Source organism: Cellulomonas timonensis, from assembly GCF_900046455.1.
Taxonomy (GTDB): Bacteria; Actinomycetota; Actinomycetes; order Actinomycetales; family Cellulomonadaceae; genus Cellulomonas_A; species Cellulomonas_A timonensis.
In genome coordinates, this window is sequence record NZ_FCOT01000012.1 from 962,972 (window position 1) to 981,276 (window position 18,305).

Genomic DNA, 18,305 nt, shown 5'->3' on the forward strand with positions numbered 1-18,305 from the left:
CATGAGCACCAGCACCACCGCGGTGGGTTCGCTCGAGGACATCCTCGAGCGGACCCACCAGGTCCCCCCCATGCACGACTTCCCCACCGTCGACGCGCTCCTGGAGTCCTTCGACGACCTTGTCGCGGCGCATCCGGGCATCGCCTCGTCGCGGCGCATCGGCACCTCGCGGCTCGGCGAGCCGATCCCGATGGTCAGCATCGGCCACGGGCGCCGACAGCACCTGCTGTTCGCCGGCGTGCACCCGAACGAGCCCATCGGCTTCCGGATGCTCCAGCACCTAGCGACGCTGCTGTGCGACGACGACGCGCTGCGCGAGTCCTTCGACGCCACCTGGCACCTGATCCCGTGCATCGACCCCGACGGCACACGGCTCAACGAGGGCTGGTACGGCGACCCGGCGCGGCGCACCGTGTACGCGCGCCAGTTCTACCGCCCGGCGCCGAATGAGCAGGTCGAGTGGACCTTCCCGTTCGCGCACAAGGACGCCTGGTTCGACCAGGTGCTCCCCGAGACGCAGGCGCTCATGCGGGTGATCGACGAGGTCAAGCCGCAGATGATGGTGTCGCTGCACAACGCGGAGCTGGGCGGCGTCTACTACTACCTCAGCGAGGACGTGCCCGGCGCCGTCGAGGCCCTGCACGCCATCCCGGCCGGGCTGGGCCTGCCGCTGGACACCGGCGAGCCGGAGTCCCCCGCGCTGCAGGCCATCGCGCCCGCCGTGTTCGGCATGCTGTCCACCGCGGCGGAGTACGACTACCTCGAGGAGCTCGGCGTCGACCCCACGGGGTCGGTGGGCGGGGAGTCGTCCAGCGCGTACGCGTCGAGGCACGGCACCGTCTCGCTGGTGGCGGAGCTGCCCTACTGGTCGCATCCGGCCGCCGACGACGACACCCCCACTGACACGGCCTACCGGGACGTGGTGCTGGCCAAGGCCGCGGGCCTGGAGGAGATGGGCGCCGTGCTCGGGGGCATCCTCGACGAGGCCGCCCAGGACCTCACGATCCGCAGCCCGTTCCTGCGGGCCAGCGAGGCGTTCGTGCCGATGATGTCGGTGATCGGCGGCCATGAGCGGATGCGCGCCGACCGGCCCGAGTGCGACAGGCCCGCCACCGTCGCCGAGGTGTTCAGCAACGACGACCTGGTGCGCTGCTTCCGGCTGCGCTACGGCGGCATGCTGCTGCGCGCGCTCGACGCCGAGGTGGTGGCCGGCACCGCGACAGCGCGCGTGCGGCGGCTGCGGGAGCGGATGGCGGCGGTGTACGACGCCTGGACTGCCGAGGCGGACGCCATCGACGGGCTCGAAGTGCTGGACGTGAACCGGCTGGTCGGCGTGCAGCTCGGCGCCGCGCTGGCCTTGGCCCGCTGCCTGGCGGCTCGCGAGGAGGACGCCGGATGACTGCCGCGCGGCACCTCACGCGCCGGTTCGCCGAGCTGGCGCTGGTGTTCGTGGGGGTCACGTTCATCATCTACGCGATGGTGTTCACCCTCCCCGGTGACCCGATCGCGGCCCTGGGCGGCGACCGCCCGCTGCCGGCGAACGTCGTGGCGGCGCTGCGGGAGAGGTACCACCTGGACCTGCCGGTGTGGCAGCAGTACCTGCACTACATGGGCGGGCTGCTGCAGGGCGACCTGGGCACCAACTTCACCGGGCAGTCCGTCGGGGAGAAGATGGCGGCCCGATGGCCCGTGACGGCCACGCTCGCGCTCACGGCCTGGGGCATCGAGGTGGTGCTGGGCATCGCGCTCGGCCTGTTCGCCGGCCTGCGCCGCGGCCGGATCGGCGACAACCTGGTACTTGCGGGCACCATCCTCGCCTCGTCGATCCCGGTGTTCGTGGTGGCCGTGTCCGCGCAGCTCGTGTTCGGCGTGAAGCTCGGCTGGTTCCCGGTCGCGGGCACGTCCACTGGCTGGCCCACCGCGTACCTGCTGCCCGCCTTCTGCGTGGCGATCTTCGGGCTGGCCTCCGTGGCCCGGCTGATGCGCGGCTCCGTGGTGGACGCGATGCACTCCGACTACGTGCGCACCCTGTGGGCCAAGGGCCTGCCGCGCCGCCAGGTGGTGGGCGTGCACGTGATGCGCAACTCCGCGATCCCGGTGCTCACCTACCTGGCGATCGACCTCGGCTACCTGCTGGGCGGCACCGTCGTCATCGAGGGCGTGTTCAACCTGCCCGGCGTCGGGCAGATGCTGTTCCAGGCCATCCGCGCGCATGAGGGCCCCACCGTCGTGGGGGTGTCCACCGCGCTCATCATCGTGTTCCTGGTGACGAACATGATCGTCGACCTGCTGCACACGGTGCTCGACCCGAGGATCCGCCATGAGTGAGCTCGTCGCCGCCACCGAGACGGCGGCCCCCACTGCTGAGCCCGCCGAGCCCGTCGAGCACGGCGCGCACCGCTCGGTGTGGCGCACGCTGCGCCGTCGGCCGCTGTTCTGGATCTGCTCGTCGGTGCTGGGCGTGCTGGGCCTCATCGCGCTGTTCCCGTCGTTCTTCGCCGGCTGGTTCGGCCAGCCCGACCCGCGCGCGTGCCAGCTGACCGACAGCGCCCTGCGCCCGGGCGGCGAGCACGTGTTCGGCACCGACCTGCAGGGCTGTGACGTGTACGCGAACGTCATCTTCGGCACGCGGAACTCCCTGAGCGTGGGGCTGCTGTGCACCGGCGTCGCGCTGGCCGTCTCCCTGGTGCTCGGCACCCTCGCCGGCTACCGCGGCGGCTGGGCGGACCGGCTCATCTCCCGGCTGACCGACGTGTTCCTCGGGTTCCCGTTCCTGCTGGGCGCCGTCGTCGTGCTGACCAGCGTCGGCTCGCGGTCCACCGTCACGGTGGCGCTGGTGCTGGCGCTGTTCTCCTGGCCGACGATGGCCCGCCTGGTGCGCAGCTCGGTGCGCTCGGTGCGCTCGGCCGACTACGTGGACGCCGCGCGCGCGATGGGCCTGTCGGACGCCCGCATCATCACCCGGTACGTGCTGCCCAACTCGATCGGCCCGGTGCTGGCCGTCGCCACCATCAGCGTCGGGGCGGTGATCGTCTCGGAGTCGACCCTGACGTTCCTCGGCCTGGGGCTGCGCGCCCCGTCGATCTCGTGGGGGCTGCAACTGTCCAGCGCGCAGGCCTACTTCCAGACGGCCCCGCACATGTTGATCTTCCCCAGCATCTTCCTCACGGTGACGGTGCTGGCGATGATCACCCTCGGCGACATCCTGCGCGACACCCTCGACCCCAAGGGCCGCTGACCACAGCCGGTCGGCCCCCACCCCGAACCCCCCGGAGCGTGCTTCCCATGACCCAGACCGAGACGATCCGCGCCGCCGCCGGGTACCTCGCCCAGTTCGTCGAGGCGCAGGCCCTGCACCAGCGGGTGCCCGGCGTGCAGGTCGCGATCCGCTCGGGCGACGAGCTCGTGCTCGACCTCGCCGTCGGTGTCGCGGACGCCGTCACGGGGACCCCGCTGCGCACCGACCACCTGTTCCGCATCGCGTCGCACTCCAAGACGTTCGCGGGCACCTCGGTGATGCAGCTGGTGGAGGCGGGCAAGCTCCGGCTCGACGACCCCATCGGCCAGTACGTCCCCGAGCTCGCGGAGGCCGGCTCCCCCATCGCCGCCGCGACCATCCGGGAGCTGCTGGGCCACCAGTCGGGTGTGATCCGCGACGGCGTGCACGCCGACTTCTGGCAGCTCGAGTACCCGTTCCCGGACCGCGCGACCCTCATCGCGGACATCGTGGCCGACGGCACGATCTACGCCCGCAACGAGCACTTCCACTACTCGAACGTCGGGTACTCGCTGCTGGGCCTCGCGATCGAGGCGGTCAGCGGGCAGACCTTCGACGAGTACACGCGCACGCACATCGTCGAGCCGCTCTGCCTGACCCGCACGGGCGCCGAGTACGACCCGGCCCGGGCCGACGAGTACGCCGCCGGGCACACTGCGCTGCTGTTCGGCACGAACGAGCGCGACGTCATCGAGCATGTGGACACCCGCGTGATGGCCGCCGCCACGGGCTTCTACTCCACGGCCGCCGAGCTCACCGAGTACGGCGCCGCGCACTGGTTCGGCGACACCCGCCTGCTCAGCGACGACTCGAAGCGGCTCATGCAGCGGCTCGAGTCGGTGGTGTCCGCGTACGGCGAGGAGGTCGGCCGGTACGGGGTCGGCATGGAGGTCCGCAAGGTCGGCGACCGGCCGATGATCGGGCACTCGGGCGGCTACCCGGGGCACATCACGCGCACGTACATCGACCCGAAGGACAAGCTCGTGGTGAGCGTCCTGACCAATGCGGTGGACGGCCCGGCCGACCAGATCGCCACCGCCCTGGTCAAGCTCATCGACGCTGCCCTCACCCCGCGACCCGGCCACACCCCGGCCGCCCACCCCGACGGCCTGCCCCCGCTGGAGTCGTACACGGGCCGCTTCGCGAACCTGTGGGGCCTGCTCGACCTCACGGTGCTCGGCGGGCGCGTCGTCGCGCTGCGCCCCTCGCTGCCCGATCCGCTGGGCGCCTTCGAGGAGCTCGACGTCGTCGGCCCCGACACGCTGCGCATCCACCCGCAGACCGGCTTCGGCGGCTCCGGCGAGTTGGTGCGCCTGGAGCGCGCGGCCGATGGCTCCATCGCGTCGGTGCGCTTCGGCGGGATGACGAGCTGGCCGGTCGAGGAGTTCCTGCGGCGGCGGGCCTCCATGCTGCATGTCGCCACTTCTAAGGTGAGCGTGTGACAGAGACGACACCCCCCGCGAGCGCCCGGCAGCCCACCCTCGACGAGACGTCACAACGTTTCGTCGAGGAGTTCGGGCTCGCCTGGGAGGGGATGCACAGCACCCGCATGGAGGGCCGGGTCATCGGGCTGCTGATGATCATCGACGAGCCCTACCTGTCGAGCGCGCAGATCGGCTCACTGCTGCGCGCGAGCGCCGGCGCGGTGTCCACGTCCACCCGGCGGCTGGGTGACGCGGGCTTCATCAAGCGGCACATGATCCCCGGCGACCGCAGCCACTACTTCCGCGTCGAGGACGACATCTGGGGCGGCTTCCTCGCCGGGGAGCGCGCCTACCTGGTGCGACTCTCCGACGCGATCACCACCGGCTTCGCGACGCTGGACTCCGACGAGGACCACCCGCCCCGCCGCCGGCTCACCAACGCCCGTAACTACATGACGTGGCTGGCGGGCTACCACCGCAAGATGCTCGCCGACTGGGAGGCGTACCGCGACGCGCTTCCCGACGACGAGGACAGCGCCGCCGACGCCGCGCTCCCGCCCACCCGAGGAGAGCCGTGACCGAGACGACCCCCGCCGCGCCCGTCCTCACCACGTCCGCCGACGCCGCGCCCGCGCCGGCGCCCGTGCTGTCCGTGCGGGACCTCGACGTCACGTTCCGGGTGGACGGCGGCCGCTCCCCCGACGTGCACGCCGTGCGGGGCCTGAGCTACGACCTGATGCCGGGCGAGGTGCTGGCCATCGTCGGCGAGTCCGGCTCCGGCAAGTCCGTCAGCTCGATGGCGCTGCTGGGCTTGCTGCCCCGCAACGCGACGGTCACCGGCAGCGCGCTGCTCGGCGACGAGGACCTGCTGGCGATGGCCCCGGGCGCGCTGTCCGGCGTGCGGGGGCGGCGCATCGCGATGATCTTCCAGGACCCCGTCGGCGCCCTGGACCCGGTCTTCACCATCGGCTTCCAGCTCCGCGAGATGCTGCGCCGCCACCTGCCGCACCTGAGCCGTGCCGAGCGCCGCGAGCGCGCCATCGAGCTGCTGCGCATGGTCGAGCTGCCCGATCCGGCGGAGCGCCTGAAGTTCTACCCGCACCAGCTCTCCGGCGGGCAGTGCCAGCGCGTGATGATCGCGATGGCCCTGGCCTGCGACCCGGAGGTGCTGGTCGCCGACGAGCCCACCACCGCGCTGGACGTGACAGTCCAGCAGGAGGTGCTCGACGTGCTGCGCCGCCTGCGGGCCCGCACCTCCGCCGCGATCGTGCTCATCACCCACGACATGGGAGTCGTCGCGGACCTCGCCGACCGGGTCGTGGTGATGCGCGACGGCGAGGCCGTGGAGTCCGCCCCCGTGCAAGCGCTCTTCTCGGCGCCGCAGGCCGCGTACACCCAGACGCTGCTCGCCGCGGTGCCGCGCATCGGCGCCCCGGAGCGCGAGTCCGCCGCGGACGCCCGCGACCGCCCCGTGCTGTCCGTCGAGGACCTGGTCGTCGAGTACCGCAGCCAGCGGGGCCGCCCCGTGCGGGCCGTGGACGGCGTCACCCTGCACATCCAGCCCGGCGAGATGCTCGGCCTGGTGGGCGAGTCCGGATCGGGCAAGTCCACGCTCGGCCGCTGCGCGTTGGGCCTGGCGCCGCTGACCTCCGGCACTGTCGACGTGGTGGGCGTGCGGCTCGGCGCCGGCAGCCGCGCAGCCGAGCGCAAGGCCCGCAGGCGCATCGGCGTCGTGTTCCAGAACCCCGCCTCGTCGATGAACCCCCGGTACACGATCGGAGAGTCCATCGGCGAGCCGCTGCGCGTGCACGCCGGGCTGCGCGGCGAGGCGCTCACCCAGCGCGTCGCGTCCCTGCTGGACAGCGTGGAGCTGCCGGCCGCCTGGGCCACCCGCTACGCCCACGAGCTCTCCGGCGGCCAGCGGCAGCGCGTCGCCATCGCCCGTGCCATCGCCCTGGATCCCGAGCTGCTCATCGCCGACGAGCCCACCTCGGCCCTCGATGTGTCGGTGCAGGCCACCGTGCTGGAACTGTTCCGGGAGATCCAGCAGCGGCTGCGCTTCGCGTGCCTCTTCGTCAGCCACGACCTGGCGGTGGTCGACGAGCTCGCCGACCGGGTCGCCGTGATGCACCGCGGCCGCATCGTCGAGCTCGGGGGACGCAGCCAGGTGCTGCTCGACCCGGCCCATGACTACACCCGCACCCTGCTCGACGCGGCGCCGGTGCCCGACCCGGCCGAGCAGGCAGCGCGGCGCGAGCGGCGACTGGCCCGCGTCGGCTAGGCCGCGCCGTCCGGCTGACTCTGCTTCTTGCGCCTCTTCTTCACCTCGGGGACAACCAGCCGTGGCACAGCGCGCAACATGAACTTGTCGAAATCCGGCACTGTGAACGCCGCATAGCCATGTTCTGGCGTGTAGAGAAGGCCCATGTCAATCAACTCTGCACGCGTGGGCCCCAGTTGTGTCGACTCTCGATTCATGATGCGGGCCACTTCCGATGCCTTCTGCGCTTCGGGGCCAAGTTCAGCCATCGCCCGCATGTAGGCGGTTTGTAGTGGTGTGGCCCTATCCAGGCGCACGCGAAAGAATGAGCTGTCGAGCTTGGTCTCGTATAACTCCCTGGCAAGCTCCACGTCGGTTCGCGTGATGCCCGGGCCCTCGGCGATCTCCCAGACCTGGTATCCCAACTCCTGGATGAAGTAGGGATACCCCCTGGTGATGGACTTGGCCAGGTCGAGTGCCCCTTGCTCGTACGCGACTCCTTCCGTCAACGCTGGCTCGATCAGGGCCTTGTCCGCGTCCGCGTCGTTGAGCGAGTCGATCTTGGGGAACTTGAAGAGTCGCTCGGCGTACGACTTCGCGTCACCTGCCAGTTCCGCGATTTGGGGAAGGCCAGCGCCGACGAACGTGACAGGCAACTTCTTCTGTACCGTCTTGTGCACCGCCTGGATCAGGGCCTCGAGTTGCACAGTTGAGAGAAACTGCACCTCATCGATGAGCAGGGCGACGCCACGCCCCTTCTCCTTGGCAGCCTCACCGACCGCGACAAGCACATCCGTCAGATCCATGCCGAGGTCTCCGTGATCAGCGAGGCCCTCGGCTGGTGCGATATCCCATGACAATGACCACGTGCCCTGCTGATCCACCGAGGCCGCGAACGACGCGATCACTTCTGCGGCCCGTCGGCCGCGGTCAGACCACCGCGCGCGCGGGGAGAGTCGAAGCAGCGCACCTTTGAGCAGGGACGCGATCGTCTGCCGAAAGCTGACGTCGTTGTGCTTCGTCGCTTCAATCTCAAGCACTTCCCAATGAGCCGCTCGGGCGATCTCCCCGAACTCGTTGAGGAGCACGGTCTTCCCGACACCTCGCAGACCCGTCATGATCATCGACTGCTCGGTGCGCCCGCTCTCGAGCCGCTTGATCAGCACCTCGAAGACGCGCTTGTGCTCGTCCCTCCCCACCACGATCTCGGGCGAGGCACCAGCGTTGGGCGTGTAGGGGTTCCGGATGCTGTCCACGGTGACACTTTAGCCACCTTAGCCTGCTTTATCTAGAAGCAATAAAGTCGATCAAAGCCTGCAAGGCCCACCTCGCACCGTGGTGCCCGCGCTTTCCGCGCAGCCGCCAAGACCACTCCTCGGCGCCTCACCGACGCTCGCGGCGGTACAGCGACCGGGCCCAGGCGTAGCCGAGGCCGGTGATGACCGCGCACCAGCCCAACGTCAGCAGCGTCGTCGAGACGTCCAGGGCGGCGCCGGTGAGCAGCGCGCGCGTCGTCTCGATGATCGGGGTGAGCGGCTGGTACTCGGCGAACCAGCGCACCCCCGCCGGCATCGTCTCCACCGGCACGAACCCGCTGCCCAGGAACGGCAGCGCCGTGAGGATCATCGGGGTGTTCGACGCGGTCTCCACGGACTTGGCCGAGAGCCCCATCGCCACGCAGAGCCAGCTGAAGGCGAAGGCCACCAGCGCGACCAGCCCGGCCAGCGCCAGCCAGCCCGCCAGCCCGGCGTCCGGCCGGTAGCCGAGCGCCATCGCCAGGCCCAGCACCACGACGACGGCGATGAGCGCCTGGACCACCGTGCCCAGCACCGGGCCGCCCAGCACCGAGCCGGGCGAGATGGCCATCGTCTTGAAGCGGGCCATGATGCCGCTGGTGGCGTCCATCGACGCGGAGATCGCCACGCTCTGCGCGGCGCCGACCACGGCGAACAGCAGGATGGCCGGGGTGATGTAGTCCAGGTACGCGGCCCGCCCGTCCGCGCCGGGGGTGACACCGGGCGCCACCCCGGCGCCGAATGCCCCGCCGAACACGAAGACGAACAGCAGCAGCAAGATCACGGGGATGGCGATGGTGAAGCTCGTCAGCCCCGGGTAGCGCACGGCGCGCAGCAGGTTGCGGCGCAGCATGGCAAGGGTGTCGGCCAGCGGCCGGGCGCCGGCGACCGGAGGAGCGGATGCGATCGTGACGGTGGTCATCAGGCCATCTCCTTCGGGGCGGTCTCGGCGGGCAGTTCAGCGCTGGGCTCGGTGAGGCGCAGGAACACGTCGTCGAGCGAGCCCGCGTCATGCGCGGACTTGAGCTCGGCGGGGGGGCCCCCGGCGGCGATGCGCCCGCCGTCGAGCACCGCGACGCGATCCGCGAGCCGGTCGGCCTCCTCGAGGTACTGCGTGGTGAGCAGGATCGTCGTGCCGGCCGCCGCGAGGGCGCGCACCTCGTCCCACAAGGTGCGGCGACTGCGCGGGTCCAGGCCCGTGGTGGGCTCGTCGAGGAAGACGACGGCGGGGTTGCCGACGAGCGTCATCGCCAAGTCGAGCTTGCGCCGCATGCCGCCCGACCAGGTCGACACCGGCTTGCGGGCGGCGTCGGTGAGGCCGAACTGCGCCAGCAGCGCATCGGCGCGCTCACGCCCTGGCCGGCGGCCCAGGTGGTGCAGCGAGGCCATGAGGCGCAGGTTCTCCAGCCCGGTGAGCAGGTCGTCGACGGCCGATGTCTGGCCGGTGACGCCGATGGCGGCGCGCACCGCCTCGGGCTGCGCGACGACATCGTGCCCGGCGACCCGGGCCGTGCCGGCGTCGATCTTGAGCAGTGTGGACAGCAGGCCCACGATGGTGGTCTTGCCGGCGCCGTTGGGGCCGAGCAGCGCGGTGATGGAGCCGGCCCGGACGGCGAGGTCCACGCCGTCGAGCACCGTCTGGTCACCGAAGGATTTGCGCAGGCCGCGCACGTCGATGGCGAGGTCGCTGGTCATGGTGGTCTCCTTCTCGCAGTGCTCGGGCGCTTGGGGTGCGGCTCTGGGTCGTCCGTCAGGGGCGGCGGACGATGATGTCCCCGTAGGCGGTGCTGGCATGGATCTCGGCGGTGGCCTCGCCGTCGGTGGGGCCGTTGGTGGGCGTGAGCTGGTTGCGGACGGCGCCATGCTCCGAGGTGACGTCCAGCCAGGCCGCGGTGCCCTCCGGCACGCCGATCTCGATGGCGCCGTAGCCCGTGGCGAGCGTGACAGTCCCGGACTCGACGTTGGCGACGCGGATGCCAGCGTGGGCGGACTTGGCGGTGAGGGCGCCGCGCACGCGGCCCACGGCGATCTCGGCATTCGCTCCCACCACCTCCAGGGAGCCCGTGACGTCGCCGATGGCGGTGGCGCCGTTGCTGGCCTTGATCGTGCCGTCGCCGGCGAGCTCGGTGATGCGCACGGAGCCGGCGCTCGCCTTGATGCCCACCGGGCCGGTGACGCGACCGACGACGACGTCCCCGGCCGAGACCTTGACGTCGAGGCGCGCGGCCTCCTCGATCCGGGCCTCGCCGCCGTTGAGGGTGAGGCTGACGTCGCCGAGCCTGCCCTCCGCGAACAGCGTGCCGGCCTTGCCGCTCAGGTCCGATCCGGCGGGGAGCTCAATGGTGACCAGGGCGGAGCCCGACGCGAACGGGCGGACGTACTGCTTCCACGCGGACGAGTAGGTGATGGTCACGGCGTCGCCCTCGCGCTCGACGCGGGTCTCCTCGGCGGCGCGGACGGAGCCGGACTTGGCCGGGTCGGCGGGCAGGACCGTGACGACGATGTCCTCACGCTCCCCGGCGACGACGTGCAGGGCGCCGAAGGGCACGTCCACGATGACCGGGACGGGTTGGGGTGCGGGGAAGGTCGGCATTCTTGGCTCCAGAGTGGTGTCGTCGCGGTGTCGTCGCGGTGTCGTGGCGGGCGGGCGCTCAGCGCACCCAGCCGGTGAGGCGGGTCGCGCCGCCGCGCCGCCGCGGGCCGGGCGGGGGGATGGGGCGGGCTGCGGGCTGTTCGAGCGCGGCGGCGACCGCCCGCACGAGCCAGGTGTTGACCGACAGGCCCTCGCGGGCGGCGGCGATCTCGACCTGCGCCTTGAGGTGGTCGGGCAGGCGCAGGGTGGTGCGGCTGGTGACGCCCGCGTCGGCGTCGGCGTCCGGCAGGGGCAGCGCGACCGGGGGCAGCGCGGACGCCGCCGACGCGGCGGGCTCGGGGGCGGCCGGGGGCGCTGCGACGACGAACTCGGGGTCGCCGCCGCGCAAGCGCACGTCGACCGAGCCAGGCGCCAGCTCGGCGGAGATCTCGCCGGCCGCTGCCGAGAGCGCGTCGAGCAGGACGAGGCGCACGGCGGCGTCGAGAGGCGCGGTCAGTCGCTGGGCGAGCTGCCGGGCATCGTCGCCTGCGGCATCGGCCGCTGTGACGAGTCGGCGCTGGAGGTCGTCGACGTAGTGCGTGAGGTCCATGACGTCATCATGACACCACTATGACGTCACCACAGTGCCTAAGCGGCGCCCACCGAGGCGGACGGGACGCCTGTCAGGCGTGGCGGATGTGCCCGCCGCGCCGGGCCGGCACCACCATCGGCGTGCCCGTCTCCGGGTCGGGCACCACGCGGCACGCGAGCCCGAAGACGTCGGCCATGCGCTCGGCGGTGATGACCTCCTGCGGGTCGCCCTGCGCGACCACCGCGCCGTCCTTCATCGCGATGAGGTGCGTGGCGTAGCGGGCCGCCTGGTTGATGTCGTGCAGCACCGCCACGAGGGTGCGGCCCTGCTCGTGCAGGTGCGCGCACAGGTCCATGACCTCGAGCTGGTGGGCGATGTCGAGGAACGTGGTGGGCTCGTCGAGCAGCAGCAGGTCGGTCTGCTGGGCCAGGGCCATCGCGAGCCACACCCGCTGGCGCTGCCCGCCGGACAGCTCGCTGACCAGCCGCTCACGCAGGTTGGTGACCTCGGTGGCCTCCAGGGCGTCCCGGACGGCGACCTCGTCGGTGGCAGACCACTGCCGCAGCAGGCCCTGGTGCGGGTAGCGGCCACGGGCCACGAGGTCGCCCACGGTGATGGCCTCGGGGGCGAGCGGGCTCTGCGGCAGCAGCGCGATGCGCTTGGCCACCTGCTTGGTGCGCAGCCCGGAGATGGGGGCGCCGTCGAGCAGCACCCGGCCGGAGCGGGGGACGAGCGTGCGGGCCAGGGCGCGCAGCAGTGTGGACTTGCCGCAGCCGTTGGGGCCGATGATCACGGTGAACGACTCGCGCGGCACCGACACCGACAGGTCCTCGACCACGACGGTCTTGTCGTACGCGAGGGTCAGCCCATCGGCGCGCAGGGGCGGCTCGGCGAACGCGGCGGCCGGGTGGGCGCCGCCCGCGGTGTGCGTCGGGACTGAGGTCGAGCTGGTCACGGAGGTCACACCGCACCCCTTCTCCACTCGCGGATCAACAGGATCGCCAGGTAGACGCCGCCAAGCGCGGCGGTCACCACCCCGACGGGGTACTGCACGCCGAACGGCAGGCGCTGGGCCAACAGGTCGGCGACCACCAGCACGGTGGCGCCGGTGCAGGCCGCGGCGACCATGCCCGGCCCGGAGGACCGGGTCAGGCGGCGGGCGATCTGCGGCGCGGTCAGCGCCACGAACGCCACGGGACCACTGACGGTGACGGCCGCCGAAGTCAGCAGCACGGCGACCCCCACGGCGAGGTTGCGGGTCCGGGTGGGGTCGACGCCTAGGCCGATGGCGGCGTCGTCGCCCATCTCCACGAGCTGCAGCCGCCGGGTCAGCAGCAGCGCGGTGGGGATCAGCACGAGCAGCGCCAGGGCGATGAGCGTGACGTCGCTCCACCGGCGCGAGGCCAGCGAGCCGTTGAGCCACGCGGCCATCGCGAACGCGTCCTCGCGGGTGGCCCGCGCCAACGCGAGCTGCACGAACGCCAGAGCCATGGCGCCGATGGCGATGCCCGTGACGACCATCCGGTACGGAGCCGCGAAACCGCGCCCCGAGCCGACGTACACCGCGCCGATCGCGATGCCGGCGCCGGCCAACGCCCCCACGCTCGCGGGCACGAAGCCCGGCCACACCAGCGACGCGGCAGCAGCGCCCGCGGCCGCCCCGGCTCCGAGCCCGATCACGTCGGGGCTGCCGAGCGGGTTGCGGGTGACGCTCTGGAAGATCGAGCCGGCCACCCCGAACGCCGCCCCGGCCAGGGCGCCCACGAGCAGGCGCGGCAGCCGGTTGGTGCGCAGCACCCACTCCTGCGCCCGCGTGCCATTCCCCGTGAGCACGTCCGGCAGCTCGCGCAACGGGATGCCGAGCTCGCCGATCGTCAGCGTGAGCAGCGCCGCGACCACCGCCAGCGCGAGCATGGCGACGCAGACGAGCACCGCCCGGCCCTTCCAGTGCAGCGCGCCCAGCGGCCCGAGGGACAGCACCGGGACGCGCGCCTCGGCGCCGTCCGGCCGGGTCAGCGTGGGGGCGCTCACAGCGCGGCCCCCCTTCGGCGCACGGCCGCGATGAGGAACGGGGCGCCGAGGAACGCGGTCACGGCGCCCACCATCAGCTCGCCGGGGCGGGCGGCCACCCGGCCCAGGATGTCGGCGCCCAGCATCAGCACGGGCCCCAGCACCACGCAGAACGGCAGCAGCCAGCGGTGGTCGGAGCCGGTGAAGCCCCGGACGACGTGCGGCACGGCCAGTCCGACGAAGGCGATGGGCCCGACGGCCGCCACTGAGGCGGCGGTGAGGACTGTCGCGACGGCGCCGCCGACCAGCCGGGTGCGGCCCGCGCGCAGACCCAGCGAGGTGGCGGCCTCGTCGCCGAGCGCGAGCGCGTTCAGCGCCCGGGACAGCAGCAGCGCGATCACGAGGGCCACGAGGATGACGGGCAGCACCTCGTCCACCGCCGAGAGCGGCCGGCCCGCGAGGGAGCCGACCACCCAGTGCCGGTAGGAGTCGAAGACCTCAGGGTTGGCCAGCGAGATCGCCTCGACGAGGGCCACCAGCACCGCGGTGATGGCCGCGCCCGCGAGGATGAGCCGCACCGCGGTGGGCCCGCGCCCGCTCGCGCCGATGGCGTACACCGCGATGGCTGCCAGCACGGCGCCTGGGATCGCCGCCCACACCGTCCCACCGGCGCCCGTGCCCGCGATCGCGGTGACGACGACCACTGACGCCGCGGCGCCCGCGTTGACGCCGAGCAGCCCGGGATCGCCCAGCGGGTTGCGGGTGATGCCCTGGATGACGGCGCCCGCCACGGCGAGCGCGGCCCCGACGAGCAGGCCGAGCAGCGTGCGCGGGATACGCGAGTCCACGACTGCCGAGGCGTAGGAGTCGTCGGGGAAGCGCAGCGCCTGCCACACGTCGCCCAGCGGGACGGACTTGGAGCCCACCGCGATGCTCAGCCCGGCGACGAGCACCAGCAGGGCCACCGCCGCCACAAGGCCGACGCCGAGCCGCCACGAGCGCGCGCGGGAGCCCCGCACGTCGGTGACGTGCGGGGCTCGCGCTGTCGTGCTGTCGACGACGGTCATGCGGGGCGACCTCAGTCGAGAAGGTGCGGTCAGGGCAGGTGGGTGACGGCCTCAGAGATCAGCGGCACGTACCGGTCCAGGGCCCACGGGATGCTCAGCGGCGAGGCGACCGAGGTGGCCATGCCGAGCTGGCGGTCGAGCATCGTCACGTAGGAGCCGCGCTGCACGGCCGCGATCTGCTGCCACAGCGGCTGCGCCTCGGTGGTGGCCTGCTCGGTCTCGTCGTTGAACCAGGTGAACACGACGTCCGCGTCGTTGAGCTGGTCGGCGTTCTCCAGGCCGAGGCTCGCGGTGAACGCGCCGGTGGGCGACGTCAGGCCGGCAGCGGAGGGCGCCAGCTCGAGGCCGAGCTGCGTCAGCAGCTCCACGCGGGTGTCGCCGGGCAGGTACACGTCGAGCGAGCCCGCCTGCGTGCCGCCGTAGACGTACGCGAACGAGACGCCCTCGAACTCGGGGTTCTCAGCGGCGGCGGTCGCGGTGGCCTCGGCCATCCCGTCGAGGATGCCCTGGACCTTGTCCTCCTTGCCGAGCGCCTTGGCGGTGATCTTCACCTGGTCCTCGACGGAGGTGCCCCACGCGTCGCCGGGGTGGGCGACGACGGGCACGAACTCGGAGAGCTGGTCGAAGGCGTCCTGCGTCAGGCCCGACTGTGGGGCGATGACGACGTCGGGGTCGAGGGAGACGATCTTCTCAACGTCCAGCTCGGGGTACATGTCGATGGTGGCGGGCAGCTCGGCGCCCTGCTCCTCCACGGCCTCGCGGAACCAGGGCTCGTAGCCCTCCGCGTCGCCGCCCCAGGCGTCGGCCTCGATGCCCACGGGCACCACGCCGAGCGAGAGCACAACATCAGCCCCGCCCCAGCCGAGGGCCACGACCCGCTCGGGGGCGCCCTCGATGACGGCGTCGCCGTAGGCGGAGGTGATCGTGACGCTCTGGCTCGCGGTGGCGTCGGCGTCAGCCGCCGGGTCGGTCGCGTCGTCGCTTGCGCAAGCGGTCAGGCCGAGGGCGAGGACTGCGGCGCCGGCGACAACCGCCATGCTCCTGCGCAGGTGCGTGCGTGCGTGCACGGGTGGGCTCCATCCGTTCCAGGGGGCCGGGGCGGAGCTCGCCACCTCGCTGGGCAGAGCAGACGCCCCCGGCATCGATGAGGTAAGGCTAACCTCATGCCGCAGTCTGCTCTAGGACTTAGGTCGTGCGCTAGGTCACACCGCGACGAATGTCGCCAGCGCGCGGCCGGTCAGCCGCTCGAAGGCCTCCAAATAGCGCGCCCGCGTGCGTTCCACCACGTCAGACGGCAGCGCCGGAGGCGGCGTGTCGGCGGCCCGGTCCCAGCCCGACGCGTCCGACGTCAGCCAGTCGCGCACGAACTGCTTGTCGAAACTGGGCTGCGACTGGCCCGGCTGCCAGGCCTCGGCGTCCCAGAACCGCGACGAGTCCGGGGTCAGCACCTCGTCGCCCAGGGTCACGGCGCCCGTCACCGGGTCGGTGCCGAACTCGAGCTTCGTGTCCGCCAGGATCACCCCGCGCCCCCGCGCGACCTGCTCGGCCCGCGCGTACACGGCCAGCGTCAGGTCGCGCAGCGTCGACGCCGCCTCGGCGCCGATCTGCTCCGCCACCGCCTCGAACGGCACGTTCTCGTCGTGCTCGCCCAACTCGGCCTTGGTGGCCGGGGTGAAGATCGGCTCGGGCAGCCGCGAGCCGTCCACCAGGCCCTCCGGCAGGGCGATGCCCGTGACGTGGCCGTCCACCCGGTACTCCGCGAGCCCCGAGCCGGTGAGGTAGCCGCGCGCCACGCACTCGACCGGGAACATCTCCAGCCGGCGGCAGATCATCGCGCGCCCGGCCACGGCCGCGGGCACCTCGGTCGACACCACGTGGTTCGGCACCAGGTCGGCGAGCTGGTCGAACCACCACAGGCTGAGCTGGGTGAGGACCACGCCCTTGTCGGGGATGCCGGGGCTCAGCACATGGTCGTAGGCGCTGACCCGGTCGCTCGCGACGACCAGCACCACGTCGCCGTGCTCGGCCACGAGCGCGCGCCCGGCATCCGAGGCATCGGGCGTGAACAGGTCGCGCACCTTCCCGGAGTAGGTGTGCGTCCACCCGGGCAGGTCGAACGGCTGAGCAGAGGCGGCGTCGGGCGCGTGGGTCACGGCGCTAGTCTGCCGCGCCCGATGGGCGCCGTGGGCCGGGCGTCCGCCGGGCAGGCGATACTCCTGCACATGGAACTGCCCCTCGCCTGGTCCCTCGTGCTCGTCCTCGCCGGGATCTGGAACATCGTCATCTGGCCCCGGTTCTGGCAGCGCATCGACAAGGACCCGCGCTCACGCGACGAGCAGGGCCGGCCCACGCGGTTCCGCACGGTGCACGCGGTGCTCATCGTGGTCTCGCTCGCGTTCGGCCTCGCGATCACCCTGCTGGGCGTGCTGACGCTGTTCTGAGCAGCCCCGCGCTAGCGGCTCGCGGGGCTCACTCCCCCGCGGCGGCCGCCTGCGCGATGTCCGTGCGGTGGTGCGACCCCGGCAGGTCGATGCGCTCCACGCCCGCATAGGCGGCGGCCCGAGCGGCGGTCAGATCCGCGCCGACGCCCACGACGGTGAGCACCCGGCCCCCCGCCGCGACGAGCTGCGCCTCGCGCAGTGCCGCGTCGTCGTCCCCGGCGGGCGCCTGGCGCAGCGCGGTCCCGGCGTGCAGCACGTGCACCCCGTCGATCGCCTCCGCGTCCTCGATGCCGGTGATCGGGTCGCCGGAGCGGACAGAGCCCGGGTAGCCGTGCGACGCGACCACGACGGTCACGGCGGCGTCGTCGCGCCACTCGAGCGGCGGCAGAGTGTCGAGGGCGCCGGTGGCGGCGGCCCTCAGCACGCCGGCCAGCGGTGTCGCGAGCCGGGCGAGCACCACCTGCGTCTCCGGATCGCCGAACCGGGCGTTGAACTCCACCACACGGGTGCCGCGCGACGTCAGCGCGAGGCCCACGTACAGCACGCCCACGAACGGCATGCCGCGTCGCCGCATCTCGTCGATGGTCGGCTGCGCGACCTGCGCCACGACCTCGTCCACCAGGCCCTCGGGAGCCCACGGCAGCGGCGAGTACGCGCCCATGCCACCGGTGTTGGGGCCCTGGTCGCCATCGAGCGCGCGCTTGAAGTCCTGCGCCGGCACCAGCGGGACCACCGTCGAGCCGTCGGAGAGCACGAACAGGGAGACCTCGGGCCCGTCGAGGTAGTCCTCGATGACAACCCGGCCGTCGGCCTTGTCCAGGCACGCGAGCGCGTGGGCCAGGGCCTCGTCACGGTCGGACGTCACCACGACGCCCTTGCCGGCGGCCAGCCCGTCGTCCTTGACCACGTACGGAGCGCCGAAGGCGTCGAGCGCGTCGGCGATCTGGTCGGCGCTGGTGACCACGCGCGGCTCGGCGGTGGGCACACCCGCGGCGGCCATGACCTCCTTGGCGAAGGCCTTCGAGCCCTCGAGCCGCGCACCCGCGGCGCTGGGGCCGAAGACGGGGATCCCCGCGGAGCGGACGGCATCCGCCACCCCGGCGACCAGTGGCGCCTCGGGGCCCACGACCACCAGGTCGACGCCCAGCTCGGCGGCGAGCGCGGCGACGGCCTCACCGTCGAGCGCGTCCACCGGGTGGAGCTGCGCGAGCGCGCCGATGCCGGGGTTGCCCGGAGCGGCGTGCAGGGCGGTGACCTGCGGGTCTGCCGCCAGGGAGCGGACGAGGGCGTGCTCACGAGCACCGGTGCCGACGACGAGGATCTTCACGGTCCTGGAGCCTAACCGGCGCGGGCGCCCACCCGTGGGG

At 72.5% G+C, this 18,305-nt stretch carries 18 protein-coding genes; 7 read left to right on the plus strand and 11 right to left on the minus strand.

Annotated elements, in window-relative coordinates; genetic code table 11:
* The first annotated feature begins 1 nt into the window (after position 1).
* The 6 genes from BN3788_RS12940 to BN3788_RS12965 are packed head-to-tail and all read left to right on the plus strand — an operon-like array spanning position 2 to position 6,982.
* A complete protein-coding gene (locus tag BN3788_RS12940; protein ID WP_066586608.1) occupies positions 2-1,399 on the plus strand; it encodes a M14 family zinc carboxypeptidase in 1,398 nt (465 codons plus the stop codon).
* Positions 1,396-2,328 (plus strand): ABC transporter permease, encoded by a 933-nt coding sequence (locus tag BN3788_RS12945; RefSeq protein ID WP_066586613.1) that lies wholly within the window; start codon positions 1,396-1,398, stop codon positions 2,326-2,328. Before BN3788_RS12940 ends, BN3788_RS12945 begins: the two co-directional genes overlap by 4 nt.
* Positions 2,321-3,238 (plus strand): ABC transporter permease, encoded by a 918-nt coding sequence (locus BN3788_RS12950; protein ID WP_066586615.1) that lies wholly within the window; start codon positions 2,321-2,323, stop codon positions 3,236-3,238. Before BN3788_RS12945 ends, BN3788_RS12950 begins: the two co-directional genes overlap by 8 nt.
* A gap of 47 nt (positions 3,239-3,285) precedes the next feature.
* Positions 3,286-4,719 carry a serine hydrolase domain-containing protein gene (locus BN3788_RS12955; protein ID WP_066586621.1) on the plus strand — a complete coding sequence of 478 codons (1,434 nt, stop codon included), beginning with the start codon at positions 3,286-3,288 and terminating at the stop codon, positions 4,717-4,719.
* Positions 4,716-5,279 carry a GbsR/MarR family transcriptional regulator gene (locus BN3788_RS12960; RefSeq protein ID WP_108723838.1) on the plus strand — a complete coding sequence of 188 codons (564 nt, stop codon included), beginning with the start codon at positions 4,716-4,718 and terminating at the stop codon, positions 5,277-5,279. The genes BN3788_RS12955 and BN3788_RS12960 overlap by 4 nt, the downstream gene beginning before the upstream one ends.
* The gene (locus BN3788_RS12965; RefSeq protein WP_082812869.1) at positions 5,276-6,982 is read left to right on the plus strand and encodes a dipeptide ABC transporter ATP-binding protein; all 1,707 of its coding nucleotides are present in this window, start codon (positions 5,276-5,278) and stop codon (positions 6,980-6,982) included. Before BN3788_RS12960 ends, BN3788_RS12965 begins: the two co-directional genes overlap by 4 nt.
* On the opposite strand, the gene BN3788_RS12970 is transcribed toward BN3788_RS12965, so the two are convergent.
* The 10 genes from BN3788_RS12970 to BN3788_RS13015 form a co-directional block, all read right to left on the minus strand.
* Positions 6,979-8,217, minus strand: a complete 1,239-nt coding sequence (locus BN3788_RS12970) for an ATP-binding protein (protein WP_066586623.1) — start codon at positions 8,215-8,217, stop codon at positions 6,979-6,981. The two genes, BN3788_RS12965 and BN3788_RS12970, sit on opposite strands and share 4 nt — an antisense overlap.
* Before the next feature lie 127 nt (positions 8,218-8,344).
* Positions 8,345-9,178: an ABC transporter permease gene (locus BN3788_RS12975; RefSeq protein WP_066586626.1), complete on the minus strand. Its 834-nt coding sequence runs from the start codon at positions 9,176-9,178 to the stop codon at positions 8,345-8,347.
* Entirely contained in the window at positions 9,178-9,951 is a 774-nt protein-coding gene (locus BN3788_RS12980) for an ABC transporter ATP-binding protein (protein WP_066586627.1), read from the minus strand. Before BN3788_RS12980 ends, BN3788_RS12975 begins: the two co-directional genes overlap by 1 nt.
* A 55-nt stretch (positions 9,952-10,006) precedes the next feature.
* Positions 10,007-10,849 carry a DUF4097 family beta strand repeat-containing protein gene (locus tag BN3788_RS12985; RefSeq protein WP_066586633.1) on the minus strand — a complete coding sequence of 281 codons (843 nt, stop codon included), beginning with the start codon at positions 10,847-10,849 and terminating at the stop codon, positions 10,007-10,009.
* A gap of 58 nt (positions 10,850-10,907) precedes the next feature.
* Complete coding sequence (locus tag BN3788_RS12990; protein WP_066586637.1) at positions 10,908-11,438, minus strand: toxin-antitoxin system HicB family antitoxin; 531 nt, start codon at positions 11,436-11,438, stop codon at positions 10,908-10,910.
* Between the two features lie 73 nt (positions 11,439-11,511).
* On the minus strand, positions 11,512-12,384 hold the full coding sequence (locus tag BN3788_RS12995) for an ABC transporter ATP-binding protein (protein ID WP_390620088.1): 873 nt from the start codon (positions 12,382-12,384) through the stop codon (positions 11,512-11,514).
* Positions 12,381-13,451 (minus strand): FecCD family ABC transporter permease, encoded by a 1,071-nt coding sequence (locus tag BN3788_RS13000; RefSeq protein WP_066586640.1) that lies wholly within the window; start codon positions 13,449-13,451, stop codon positions 12,381-12,383. Before BN3788_RS13000 ends, BN3788_RS12995 begins: the two co-directional genes overlap by 4 nt.
* Complete coding sequence (locus tag BN3788_RS13005; protein ID WP_066586642.1) at positions 13,448-14,497, minus strand: FecCD family ABC transporter permease; 1,050 nt, start codon at positions 14,495-14,497, stop codon at positions 13,448-13,450. Before BN3788_RS13005 ends, BN3788_RS13000 begins: the two co-directional genes overlap by 4 nt.
* A gap of 29 nt (positions 14,498-14,526) precedes the next feature.
* Entirely contained in the window at positions 14,527-15,564 is a 1,038-nt protein-coding gene (locus BN3788_RS13010) for an iron-siderophore ABC transporter substrate-binding protein (RefSeq protein ID WP_234346637.1), read from the minus strand.
* A 135-nt stretch (positions 15,565-15,699) separates the two neighbouring features.
* The gene (locus tag BN3788_RS13015) at positions 15,700-16,650 is read right to left on the minus strand and encodes a phosphoribosylaminoimidazolesuccinocarboxamide synthase (RefSeq protein WP_066587253.1); all 951 of its coding nucleotides are present in this window, start codon (positions 16,648-16,650) and stop codon (positions 15,700-15,702) included.
* Between the two features lie 69 nt (positions 16,651-16,719).
* On the opposite strand from BN3788_RS13015, the gene BN3788_RS13020 reads away from it, so the two are divergent.
* Positions 16,720-16,938 (plus strand): SCO4848 family membrane protein, encoded by a 219-nt coding sequence (locus BN3788_RS13020; protein WP_066586647.1) that lies wholly within the window; start codon positions 16,720-16,722, stop codon positions 16,936-16,938.
* Positions 16,939-16,966: 28 nt separating this feature from the next.
* Here the strand turns inward: BN3788_RS13020 and purD are convergent, their stop codons facing one another.
* Positions 16,967-18,265 (minus strand): phosphoribosylamine--glycine ligase, encoded by a 1,299-nt coding sequence (gene purD, locus BN3788_RS13025; protein ID WP_066586649.1) that lies wholly within the window; start codon positions 18,263-18,265, stop codon positions 16,967-16,969.
* Between the last annotated feature and the right edge of the window lie 40 nt (positions 18,266-18,305).